Raw genomic sequence first — 9,632 nt, forward strand, 5'->3', positions numbered from 1 at the left:
CGGCTACTTCTTCTCCGCCGGGCGAACGACCTTGCGGATCTTCTCCTGGCCGACCTCTTCGGCTCCCAGCGGAGCCACCGGCTCGTCCTTCACCAGCAGCTCGCCGGAGGAGGTGGTGAAGCCCTTCTTGAACTCCGTGATGGCGTCCTTGAGCACGGTCACCGTGTCGTCGCCCAGCTGCCCGCTCTCGCGGATGCTGTCGAAGATGCCCTTGTGCGAGCTCTGGATGAACTCCAGGAACTCACTCTCGAAGCGCCGGATGTCCTCGACCGGGACCTCGTCGAGCTCGCCCGTGGTGCCCGCCCAGACCGACACGACCTGGTGCTCGGTCGGGAACGGGGAGTACTGGGGCTGGATGAGCAGCTCGGTCAGGCGCTGGCCGCGGTCGAGCTGGGCGCGGGAGGCCGCGTCCAGGTCGGACGCGAAGGCCGCGAAGGCCTCCAGGTCGCGATACTGCGACAGCGACAGCCGCAGCGTGCCCGCGACCTTCCGCATCGCCTTGGACTGCGCGGAGCCGCCGACTCGGGAGACCGAGATACCGACGTTGATCGCAGGCCGGATGCCGGCGTTAAAGTAGTCGGTCTCGAGGAAGCACTGGCCGTCGGTGATGGAGATGACGTTGGTCGGGATGAACGCCGAGACGTCGTTGCCCTTCGTCTCGATGATCGGCAGACCGGTCATCGAGCCCGCGCCCATGTCGTCGGAGAGCTTGGCGCAGCGCTCCAGCAGACGGGAGTGGAGGTAGAAGACGTCACCGGGGAACGCCTCGCGACCCGGCGGGCGGCGAAGCAGCAGCGAGACGGCGCGGTAGGCGTCGGCCTGCTTGGTGAGGTCGTCGAAGATGATCAGAACGTGCTTGCCCTGGTACATCCAGTGCTGGCCGATGGCCGAGCCGGTGTAGGGGGCGATGTACTTGTAACCAGCGGGGTCGGACGCCGGGGCGGCGACGATCGTGGTGTATTCGAGTGCGCCAGCCTCTTCGAGGCGGGAGCGCACCTGCGCGATCGTCGAGCCCTTCTGGCCGATGGCCACGTAGACGCAGCGCACCTGCTTCTCGGGGTCACCCGAGGCCCAGTTCTCGCGCTGGTTGAGGATGGTGTCCACGGCGATCGCGGTCTTGCCGGTGCCACGGTCACCGATGATCAGCTGGCGCTGGCCGCGGCCGATCGGCGTCATGGCGTCGATCGCCTTGATGCCGGTCTGCAGCGGCTGCTTCACCGGCTGCCGCTGGACGACCGAGGGGGCCTGGAGCTCAAGGGCGCGAAGGCCCTCGGACTCGATCGCGCCCTTGCCGTCGAGCGGGTTGCCCAGGGGGTCGACCACGCGGCCGAGGAAGTTGTCGCCGACGGGCGCGGACAGGACCTCGCCCGTCCGGCGGACCGTCTGACCTTCCTCGATACCGCTGAATTCGCCCAGGATCACGACACCGATCTCGCGGGTGTCGAGGTTAAGTGCCAGGCCGCGCGTGCCATTCTCGAACTCGAGCAGCTCGTTCGCCATCGCCGAGGGAAGGCCGGAGACATGGGCAATGCCGTCGCCGGCGTCGACGACGGTCCCGATCTCCTCGCGCGCGGCGCCTTCCGGTTCGTACGCCTGGACGAAGCGCTCAAGCGCGTCCCGGATCTCGTCCGGCCGGATCGTAAGCTCCGCCATCTCTACTCTGTCTCCCTATTCGCCTAGCCGGCCAACCGGCGGCGGACTTCTTCGATTCGTCCCACAATGGTGGTGTCGATGATCTCGTCGCCGATGCGGACCGAGAACCCACCGAGCACTCGTTTGTCCACCTCGACATTCAGGTGCACGTCGCGGCCGTAAGAGGAACGCAGCCATGCGGCGAGCCGCTGCTTCTGCGCCTCCGACAGCTCGACGGCGCTGCGCACCACCGCCACCAGGCGCTGGCTCTGCTGCGACACGAGCCGGCCGAACTCTTCCAGGCCTGTTTCCAGGTTACGTCCTCGCGGATGCACCGCCATCTGCGTGACCAGGCGCAGGGTGGTCGGTGCCACCTTGTCCGCCAGCAGGTCGCGCAGCAGGTCCCGCTTGTCCGTCTCCGGGGCGGAGGCGTCGGCGAGCGCGCGGCGCAGCTGAGGGTTGGCGGCCAGGATGCGGCCGAAGCGGAAGAGCTCGTCCTCCACCTCGTCGAGCTTGCGCCGGCCCTCGGCCTCGGCCGCCGCGGCGATGACGCCGAGCCGCTCCAGCACGTCGGCCAGGTCACTGGCGCGCGACCACTTGGCCGAGACGGCTGCCTCGGCGGTGGCGATCGCGGCCTCGCTGACCCGGCCGTCGAGCAGCGCGCGCACAGTGCGCGACTTCTGCTCAGCGGGCCTGGCCTGGTCGGACAGGGCCCGGCGCAGGCCGTGCTCCCGGTCGAGCAGATCCGCGACGGCGAACAGCTCGTCGGAGAGCGTGCCGAGGTCGGCGCTGCCGGCGACCACGTTGAAGCGCTCCTCGACCTCTGCCAGCGAGGTCCTGCTCAAGCCCCGCATCAACCCACCGCCTGCGCGTTTGAGCTCTCCAGCTCGTCGAGGAAGCGGTCGACGGTGCGGCGCTGCCTGGCCTCGTCCTCAAGGGACTCACCCACGATCCGGCTGGCCAGCTCGGTCGACAGGCGACCGACCTCGTTGCGGAGCTGGGCGAAGGCGGCCTGGCGGTCCGCCTCGATCTGGGTGTGCGCCGCCGCGACGAGACGGCGGGCCTCGGCCTGCGCCTCCTCGCGGAGCTCCGCCTTGATCTGCGCGGCCTGCTCACGAGCCTCCTCGCGGAGGCGTGCCGCGTCGCGGCGGGCCTCTTCGAGCTGCTCGCTGTACTGCCGCTGCAGGACCTGCGCCTGCGCCTGGGCCTCCTCTGCCCTCTTGATGCCGCCTTCGATGGCGTCGGTGCGCTCGGCCAGCGTCTTCTGGATACGCGGGACGAGGATCTTGCCGACGACGAGGAGGACGACGAAGAACGAGAAGATACCGACGACGAGCTCGTAGGTGTGCGGAATCAGAGGGTTGGCACCCTCCTCCGCCGCCGCGAGGAGCGTAGCTGCCGTTTTCATGGATGCAGCCTTTCGTCAGGGGATTCTTCTGGTCTTTAGAGGTTCGCGAAGATGAACGGCGCGACCAGCCCGATCAGGGCGAGGGCCTCGGTGAGGACGAAGCCGAGCAGCATGTTCTGACGGATCAGGCCGTAGGCCTCGGGCTGACGCGCGATGGCCTGCACGCCCTGACCGAAGATGATGCCCACGCCGATGCCGGGGCCGATGGCGGCAAGACCGTAACCGATGGCGGTGACGTTGCCGGAGACCTCAGCGAGAACGCTCACGCTCATTGCTTGTTTCCTTTACTGAACGGCCGGTGAAGTGGAGTCTCACCGGTCATGGATATTCCGGTATGTGGTTCTCAGTGATCCGCGTGCAGCGCGCCGTTGATGTACATCGCGGCCAGCATCGCGAAGAGGAATGCCTGCAGGAACTGGATGAACATCTCGAAGCCGGTGAGCACGATGGTCATGATCACGCCGAGCACGCCGATGGGCGCGCCGAGCGGGGTCAGCGCCTCGAACAGGAACCAGAAGCCCACCATGCTGAAGAAGGCCAGCAGCATGTGGCCGGCGAACATGTTCGCGAACAGTCGCACGGCGTGCGTGAACGGCGCGATGATCATGTTCGACAGGAACTCGATCGGGGCGAGCAGCAGGTAGATCGGCTTCGGCAGCCCCGGCGGGAACATCATGTTCTTGAAGTAGCCGACGGGCCCCTGGTGCTTGACGCCCAGGTAGACCTTGAGCACGTAGATCGAGATCGCCAGCACGGCCGGGAAGGCGATGTGCGAGGCGACCGGGAACTGGAGCACCGGGACGACGCCCATGAGGTTCCAGACCAGCACCAGGAAGAACAGGGTGAGCAGCAGCCCCATCCACCGGTCGGCGTCCTTGCCGAGGAAGGGCCGGGCGACCTGGTCGCGCACGAATATGTAGCCGTACTCGGCGACGTTCTGCACGCCTCTGGGAACCAGCTTGGGCTTGGCGAAGGCCGCCCAGCAGAAAGCGATCACGAGGACCGAGGCGAACATGGCGAGCAGAACCGGCTTGGTGAACCAGTCGACCCCGGGAATGATGGGGGGCAACGTGAAGAGCTCGTCAGGCGTGGGCGCCCCGAACTCTCCCGGTGGTGCTAGGACCGTCAGCGCACTCACGCGGCGTTCCCTTCAACGTCGTAGTTGATCACAAGAGTTTCCTCAGAGAAGCGGTCGCTGCGTGGGACTAGCGACCGTGCCTCCGGTAGACCGCGTAGCCGGCGAGCACCAGCCCCAGGACGATGCCTATGGGGAAGAACGCGGACAGGTCCAGCCACCGGTCCAGCAACCACCCGATGCCGCCGTAGACCGCCATCCCGGCGAGAAGATAGCTGGGGACCGACCACATGGCGTCGGCGAAGTCGCGACCGTCTGTTTCCGGTCGACGTTCTTGTTCGCTCATCGCGGCCCTGACGATAGCAGGCGAGTAGAGGACTAGTCATATCGGGCCCCGTCCGGTTAGTAAGCCTCATCGGTCGCCCTGGCCGGGAACCTTGGCTTCGGGGTCGACGTACAGCATCTTGGTCTTGATGAAGGCCCGGACTTCGAAGGCGGTCCAGACGATCGTGCACACCACCACTGACCAGGCGAAAACCTGAGGGTTCCAGAGCGTGGTGTCGCCGAACGTGACCAGCATCACCATGATGACGATGACTTTGACGAGGTAGCTGACCATCGCGGCGATGGCCATCATCTGCGGGGAGACTCGCGCGGCGTAGGAGACGGCCACCACGCTGATGCTGAAGAAGACGGCGACGAGCAAGGTGCCGATCACCGCGCCCAGCGCACCTCTGCCACCGGCCGCCAGCAGAGCCACGACCACGGCAACCACTCCGACGGCCAAGGTCGGGATCGCGGCGCTTTTGAGTACGCGCACGTCGTTGGCTTGCATCGGTGCTCCATCAGCATGTTGTCAAGCGAGCGTTTGCTACCCCCTGGACTTGTGTATCCGGGGGCCCCTGCTCGTGAAAGATATCACAAGCGCACGGAAGACCGCTTTTACCTGCCGTTTCTAGGTCGCTGTCACGGACGGCTTGGGAAGGCGGGTATGACCGGATTGCGCTCGGCGCTCGCTCGCTCCTGCGCCGGCCCCGATTCCGGGGGAAGCTGCCGCCTGCTCTCGGCCTCCGGCACGATCGGCGGCATCGGACCGGTGGGCGGCCCGTCGTCGTCACCCGCCCGGTCACGCAGCGCCCTGGCCCGCCGGCGCCACCGCGGCGCGGCCATCATGACCAGCACACCGAGCGCCAGCAGGATCATCACCGGGAACAGCAGCACCGGCACGCCGATCGCGGACATCGCGAAGATGCCGAACGCGAACAGGAAGGCCCACGCGTACATGATCAGAACGGACTGGCGGTGTGAGTGGCCGATGTCCATCAGCCGGTGGTGCAGATGCCCGCGGTCGGGCGCGAACGGCGACATGCCGTAGGAGGTGCGCCGCACCACCGCCGTTATCAGATCGATGAGCGGCAACACCAGGACCGCCGCGGGGACCAGCAGCGGCAGCAGCACGCCGAACCGGTTGATGCCCTCGATGACGGACGGGTCGACCGGGGTCACGGTGACGATCGAGGAGGCGAGCACCAGGCCGATGAGCATCGCGCCGGTGTCGCCCATGAAGATCTTGGCCGGATGGAAGTTGTGCGGCAGGAAGCCCAGGCAGGTGCCGATGAGGACGGCGGTGATGGCCGCGGTCGTGGTGATGCGGTCACCGGTGATGCTCTGCTTGAGGAAGATGGAGTAGGCCCAGGTGGCCATGCCGGCGATGCACACGATCCCGGCGGCGAGCCCGTCGAGCCCGTCGACGAAGTTGACCGCGTTGATGGCCACCACCACGACCAGGATCGTGATGATCGTGCTCAGTGTGTAGTCGAGGCTGGTGGAGCCGCCCCAGTCCTTGGGCAGCGGGATGTAGGTCAGCCTCAGGCCGTAGTAGACCAGCACGCCGGCGGCCGCGATCTGGCCGGCCAGCTTGATGAAGGGGTCCATGCCCCACCAGTCGTCCAGGAAGCCGGTCAACGTGATCAGGCCGCCGCCGATGATCAACGCCAGCACCGGCTGGCCGTCGGAGTCGGCCAGCGCCTCCCCCGTGTTGGTCAGCTCGCTGGCGACCAGCAGGCCCGCCACCAGCCCGCCGTACATCGCCAGGCCGCCCAGCCTCGGCGTGGGTGTGGTGTGCACGTCTCGATCGCGGATCTCCGGCATGGCGCCGATGCGGATGGCGAACCTACGCACCAGCGGGACGAGCAAATAGGTCACCGCTGCCGCGATGAGCGCCATGAACAGGTATTCGCGCACACACCTAGTTTCCAGGATGCTCCGGCCGTTCGTGACCGGAAAACGACTCAGAACAGCTTAATATTCGCTGAGATATGGCTGATGGATGGCCAGCAGCGCAGACACGCTTGCCTGCACGTCCTCCGCGGACTCGGGCCGCAGGATGGCTCGGGCCACCAGCGCGCCGATCTCCGCCATTTCCTGGAGCCCCAGCCCCTGGGTGGTGACGCAGGGCGTGCCGACGCGGATGCCCGAGGTCACGGCCGGTGGCTCGGGGTCGTACGGAATCGCGTTCCTGTTGAGCGTGATCCCCGCCGCCGCGCACCGGCGCTCCGCCTCGGCCCCGGAGATCCCCAGGTCGCGCAGGTCGATCAGCGCCAGATGCGTGTCCGTACCCCCGGAGACGGGCCGCATCCCTTCGGCCGCCAGCGACTGGCACAGGGCCTGCGCGTTGGCCACCACCCGCCGCGCGTAGTCGGCGAACTCCGGCCGCAGCGCCTCTCCGAACGCCACCGCCTTCGCCGCCACGGCGTGCATCAGCGGCCCGCCCTGGACGAACGGGAACACCGCCCGGTCGATCCTCGCGGCCAGCTCCGCCGTGCACAGGATCCCGCCGCCGCGCGGCCCGCGCAGCGACTTGTGCGTGGTGAAGGTGACGACATCCGCGTACGGCACCGCGGACGGAATGGCGCGGCCCGCCATCAGGCCGATCGGATGCGCCGCGTCGGCGAGCAGCCAGGCGCCCACCTCGTCGGCTATCCCGCGCAGCACCCCGTAGTCGATCAGTCGCGGGTAGGCCGTCGCGCCGCAGACGATGAGCTTGGGCCGCCGCCTCAGGGCCAGGTCCCGGACGTCGTCGTAGTCGATGAGCTCGGTGTCGCGCCGCACCCCGTAGGACGCCACGTCGAACCACTTGCCGGAGAAGTTGACCTTGGAGCCGTGGGTGAGATGCCCGCCGTGCGGCAGCGCCATGGCCAGCATCGTGTCGCCGGGCTGCAGCAACGCGGCGTACGCGGCCAGGTTCGCCGACGCCCCGGAGTGCGGCTGGACGTTGGCGTGCTCGGCGCCGAACAACTCGCGGGCCCGCTCGATGGCCAGCCGCTCCGCCCGGTCCACGACCTCGCAGCCGCCGTAGTAGCGCCTGCCCGGGTAGCCCTCGGCGTACTTGTTGCTCAGTGTCGAGCCGAGGGCGGCCAGCACGGCGGGCGAGGTGAAGTTCTCGCTCGCGATGAGCTGGAGGCCGGTGCGGGCCCGCTCGACCTCGTCGAGCAGGACCTGCGCCAGCTCCGGATCCTGCCGCTGGAGCTGGTCGAAGTCGGGGCCGTAGGTGGGCTCAACACCCATAATTCCACTGTACGAGCAGGCTTCCGGATTTATCTAGATTTGTCGGGTATTCAGGAGAAGGCGTGGGGTGCTCCGATCGCGCTGGGGATCCACCGCGGGGTGTCGGCCGCCTCGTCACTGATCGACGTGAGCACGGCCTGGCGGTACAGATTGAGCCTGGTACGCCACTCCTGCAGGTCCTCGACGTAACGGGCGCCGACCGGCGCGTCCCACGTCTGCGGGCTCCTGGCGAGCTGGTAGGCCTTGTCCAGCGACGACGTGAGACTCTCCAGTAACGGCAGAACGTTCTGCCAGGCCGTCACGAGCCGCTGGTACTCAGGGTTGAACTCCCAGGCCCTCGGCTGGTCGTCCAGCACACCGCCGGACGTCGACGGCGGCGTCTCCCCGGGCTGGCGCGGGCGTGGCGCGGGCGGGTCCACGTACATCAGGCGCTCCTCTCCGGTGTCCCCGGATCGACCGATCCACGCGGTCCATCGGGCTCGATGTCCTCAGGCACCCACACCCCGTCCCTCCACTCTCCCGGCAACACCTCCACGCCCGGCACCTTCGCACCCGGCGCCTCCACGGCCGACATCTCCGGGCCCGGCATCTCCACGGGCTGGACTCCCCGCGTGTCCCCCACCAGCAGGCGGATCGAGTCCGCGGCGGGAGGATCGACGTTCACCGACACCACGTCGCCGCCGTCGCTCACCCAGGCGCTCACCCCCGCAGGCGCTCCGGGGACGGCGTTCACGCCCGTGCCGTCGTACCGCGGCGGGCTCTGCGTACCGACCGACTGGGTGCCGGTGGCACTGTCCGGCGGCGGAGTGGGCGGCACCACCAACCCGCCCCCCTCATCACGCGCCCCCTGCCCTACACCGTCCCGCCCAACGCTGTCCTGCCTCGCGTTGTCCTGCCCGGTGTTGTCCTGCCCGGTGTTGTCCTGCCCGGTGTTGCCGTCCCGCCCGCCGTAAGCGTCCTGCCGGGCGTTGTCCTGGCCCGTGCTGCCGTCCCGCGCCGCATTGCCGTCCTGCCGGTCGTTGTCGTTCCGCTCGGCGTTGCCGTCCTGCCTGGGGTCGCGTACGTCCTGGCCGCCCGGCTGAGCGTCACGCGAGATCCCGCCGTCGCGACCGCTGCCATTATCCGAGCAACCATCCGAGGCAGGCGGCTGCGTCGCGGGTGGCTGATCCGTAGCCGACGGTGGCGCCACACCAGTGGGCGGATCAATTCGAGCAGGTTGACCCGAGCCAGTGGGCGGATCATTACGAATCGGCTGATCGGAGCCGGTCGGCGGATCATTCCGAATCGGCTGATCGGAACCGGTCGGCGGATCATTCCGCTCGGCGTTGCCGTCCTGCCTGGGGTCGCGTACGTCCTGGCCGCCCGGCTGAGCGTCACGCGAGATCCCGCCGTCGCGACCGCTGCCATTATCCGAGCAACCATCCGAGGCAGGCGGCTGCGTCGCGGGTGGCTGATCCGTACCCGACGGTGGCGCCACACCAGTGGGCGGATCAATTCGAGCAGGTTGACCCGAGCCAGTGGGCGGATCATTACGAATCGGCTGATCAGACCCGGTCGGCGGATCATTCCGAATCGGCTGGTCGTTTCGGGGGGACTGATCGCTGCTGGGAGGCCGATCCGCGTAACCATCCGCCTGGCCAGGTCGGCCATCCACTTGCGGCATGTCTATCGGCTGAACTTTGTCCAAATTCTCGAGGATACTCTCCAGCTGGTTGGCCGTCGGCGGGTCGATAGGCACCTGGATCACCTTGACCCCGTCCACTTCGACGACCTGCGGCCTACTCGGATCGCGATCATCCGGATGATCCTTCGCAGGAGTATCGGTGATCCCCCGATCCTGCACATCGTCTTCACAGACGTTCCCGTCGGGCTTGCCCTCCTCGACCTTCGCGTCCGGCTTACCGTCACCGGTCTTCGCGTCCGGCTTACCGTCCTCGACCTTCCCGTCCG

11 protein-coding genes are annotated in these 9,632 nt (G+C 67.8%); all 11 read right to left on the reverse strand.

The annotated features are described in order from the left end of the window. Positions 1–3: 3 nt before the first annotated feature. The gene (gene atpA, locus ACIBQX_RS30010) at positions 4–1,653 is read right to left on the reverse strand and encodes a F0F1 ATP synthase subunit alpha (protein ID WP_397010290.1); all 1,650 of its coding nucleotides are present in this window, start codon (positions 1,651–1,653) and stop codon (positions 4–6) included. Between the two features lie 23 nt (positions 1,654–1,676). Beyond that, positions 1,677–2,486 carry a F0F1 ATP synthase subunit delta gene (locus ACIBQX_RS30015; protein WP_397010292.1) on the reverse strand — a complete coding sequence of 270 codons (810 nt, stop codon included), beginning with the start codon at positions 2,484–2,486 and terminating at the stop codon, positions 1,677–1,679. Further along, positions 2,486–3,040 carry a F0F1 ATP synthase subunit B gene (locus tag ACIBQX_RS30020; RefSeq protein ID WP_397010294.1) on the reverse strand — a complete coding sequence of 185 codons (555 nt, stop codon included), beginning with the start codon at positions 3,038–3,040 and terminating at the stop codon, positions 2,486–2,488. The genes ACIBQX_RS30015 and ACIBQX_RS30020 overlap by 1 nt, the downstream gene beginning before the upstream one ends. Before the next feature lie 35 nt (positions 3,041–3,075). After that, the gene (atpE, locus tag ACIBQX_RS30025; RefSeq protein ID WP_397010296.1) at positions 3,076–3,312 is read right to left on the reverse strand and encodes an ATP synthase F0 subunit C; all 237 of its coding nucleotides are present in this window, start codon (positions 3,310–3,312) and stop codon (positions 3,076–3,078) included. Between the two features lie 71 nt (positions 3,313–3,383). After that, entirely contained in the window at positions 3,384–4,178 is a 795-nt protein-coding gene (gene atpB / locus ACIBQX_RS30030) for a F0F1 ATP synthase subunit A (protein WP_397010298.1), read from the reverse strand. 67 nt (positions 4,179–4,245) lie between these two features. Beyond that, positions 4,246–4,461: an AtpZ/AtpI family protein gene (locus ACIBQX_RS30035; protein ID WP_187281350.1), complete on the reverse strand. Its 216-nt coding sequence runs from the start codon at positions 4,459–4,461 to the stop codon at positions 4,246–4,248. Positions 4,462–4,527: 66 nt separating this feature from the next. Then, entirely contained in the window at positions 4,528–4,950 is a 423-nt protein-coding gene (locus tag ACIBQX_RS30040) for a hypothetical protein (RefSeq protein ID WP_397010300.1), read from the reverse strand. A gap of 131 nt (positions 4,951–5,081) precedes the next feature. Beyond that, entirely contained in the window at positions 5,082–6,359 is a 1,278-nt protein-coding gene (locus ACIBQX_RS30045; RefSeq protein WP_397010302.1) for an undecaprenyl/decaprenyl-phosphate alpha-N-acetylglucosaminyl 1-phosphate transferase, read from the reverse strand. A gap of 57 nt (positions 6,360–6,416) precedes the next feature. Beyond that, the gene (gene glyA / locus ACIBQX_RS30050) at positions 6,417–7,682 is read right to left on the reverse strand and encodes a serine hydroxymethyltransferase (protein ID WP_397010304.1); all 1,266 of its coding nucleotides are present in this window, start codon (positions 7,680–7,682) and stop codon (positions 6,417–6,419) included. Positions 7,683–7,732: 50 nt separating this feature from the next. Then, the gene (locus ACIBQX_RS30055; RefSeq protein ID WP_397010306.1) at positions 7,733–8,107 is read right to left on the reverse strand and encodes a hypothetical protein; all 375 of its coding nucleotides are present in this window, start codon (positions 8,105–8,107) and stop codon (positions 7,733–7,735) included. Continuing rightward, a partial coding sequence (locus ACIBQX_RS30060) for a hypothetical protein (RefSeq protein WP_397010308.1) occupies positions 8,107–9,632 on the reverse strand: 1,526 nt, incomplete at its 5' end. The genes ACIBQX_RS30055 and ACIBQX_RS30060, both read right to left, overlap by 1 nt.

The sequence above is a fragment of the Nonomuraea sp. NPDC049714 genome, from assembly GCF_044465295.1.
Lineage (GTDB): Bacteria > Actinomycetota > Actinomycetes > Streptosporangiales > Streptosporangiaceae > Nonomuraea.

Bases quoted from the DNA above. Each gene is read 5' to 3' on its own strand.
- ACIBQX_RS30055 (WP_397010306.1), bottom strand. From the start codon at position 8,107: ATGTACGTGGACCCGCCCGCGCCACGCCCGCGCCAGCCCGGGGAGACG.
- glyA (WP_397010304.1), bottom strand. From the start codon at position 7,682: ATGGGTGTTGAGCCCACCTACGGCCCCGACTTCGACCAGCTCCAGCGG.
- atpE (WP_397010296.1), bottom strand. From the start codon at position 3,312: ATGAGCGTGAGCGTTCTCGCTGAGGTCTCCGGCAACGTCACCGCCATC.
- ACIBQX_RS30015 (WP_397010292.1), bottom strand. From the start codon at position 2,486: ATGCGGGGCTTGAGCAGGACCTCGCTGGCAGAGGTCGAGGAGCGCTTC.
- atpA (WP_397010290.1), bottom strand. From the start codon at position 1,653: ATGGCGGAGCTTACGATCCGGCCGGACGAGATCCGGGACGCGCTTGAG.
- ACIBQX_RS30040 (WP_397010300.1), bottom strand. From the start codon at position 4,950: ATGCAAGCCAACGACGTGCGCGTACTCAAAAGCGCCGCGATCCCGACC.
- ACIBQX_RS30035 (WP_187281350.1), bottom strand. From the start codon at position 4,461: ATGAGCGAACAAGAACGTCGACCGGAAACAGACGGTCGCGACTTCGCC.
- ACIBQX_RS30020 (WP_397010294.1), bottom strand. From the start codon at position 3,040: ATGAAAACGGCAGCTACGCTCCTCGCGGCGGCGGAGGAGGGTGCCAAC.